Below are 1,310 nucleotides of genomic sequence, written 5' to 3'. Positions count from 1 at the left end.
AGGATACATGACGCTCAATTCGCCACGTACTTTCCCCCAATTTCTGATAGGCATGGTCCATTTTTTTGATATTTCGAATGTGGCCAGATACAACGCTTTTAGCAGTGCCTGAGGGCTCGGGAAAACGCTTCTTTGGCGATTCAGCCGCCTGTATGAAGAATTGACTGACTCTATGGCGTTAGTCGTGTAGAATGCCGTTCTCACATCCTTTGAGAATTTGAAGATCGGTGTTATGACATCCCAGTTCTCGGCCCAGCGATTCATCGCATTCGGATACTGATCTGACCATTTCTTGGTGACAGAATCTCTCCTTGCCAAAGCTGTTTTTTCATCTGCAGCTGTATAGATGGTTTTCAGGTCTCTTGCAAATGATTTCATATCTTTGTTAGCCACATATTTCAACGTATTGCGTACCATGTGAACGATACACCGCTGCTGTTCCGTTTTAGGAAATGCTGCAGTTATCGCATCTTTGATGCCGGTCAGACCATCCGAGCAGAGTATCAGTATATCCTGAACGCCACGATTCTTCAGACTGTTCAAAACACTGAGCCAGAACTTGCTACTCTCGTTATCTCCGATAATGATCGACAGTATCTCTTTTCTACCATCATCATTGATACCAAGCACTACATATGCCGCCAGTTTCTGTATGACACCTTCGGATCTGACTGAAAAATGTACAGCGTCAATAAATACTATCGGGTATACTGCTGACAACGGACGGTTCTGCCAGTCCTCTATCTGTGGTAGCAGCTTATCAGTGACGTCTGAGACCATACCTTCGCTGACTTCAAACCCGTATATGTCTTCTATTGTTTCGGATATTTGCCTGGTAGTCATACCTTTGGCATACATAGAAATGATCTTATCATCGATCGACGATATGTCCTTTTGCCGTTTGGGAACGACTTTGGGTTCGAATGTGCTCTGCCGATCCTGCGGCACATTGACCTCCAGTTCACCATATTTACTGCGTATACGTTTAGGTTTTGTTCCGTTACGTGAGTTGCTTTCGGCAGCGCGCTCGTATCTGCCATATCCAAGATGCTCATCGATCTCAGATTCCATCATCCCTTCAATCGTTCCCGAAAGAAGATCTTTCAACGCATCCTGAATATCGTCAGCTGTCTCGATGTCATATTCATCGAATAACCCCTGGATGATATTTCTCTTTCCTTCTGTCATCGGTTTTGCTTTGTAAACTTCTTTTTTCTTAGCTACCATAAAAGGCCTCCTATGATTTTGATTTTATCATAGAAAGCCTTTTTCATATACTATGAATTTACAGAGATTTCTTCACACTCGGG

Annotated in this window: 1 protein-coding gene; it reads right to left on the bottom strand. The window is 43.5% G+C overall.

Annotated features, from left to right (window positions below):
* A partial coding sequence (locus EV211_RS10600; protein ID WP_456298059.1) for an IS256 family transposase occupies positions 1–1,188 on the bottom strand: 1,188 nt, incomplete at its 3' end.
* Positions 1,189–1,310: the final 122 nt, after the last annotated feature.

This window comes from Aminicella lysinilytica, assembly GCF_004362975.1.
Taxonomy (GTDB): Bacteria; Bacillota; Clostridia; order Peptostreptococcales; family Anaerovoracaceae; genus Aminicella; species Aminicella lysinilytica.
The sequence above is the reverse complement of the archived record's forward strand: the minus strand, read 5'-3'. Positions and strand labels throughout refer to the sequence as shown.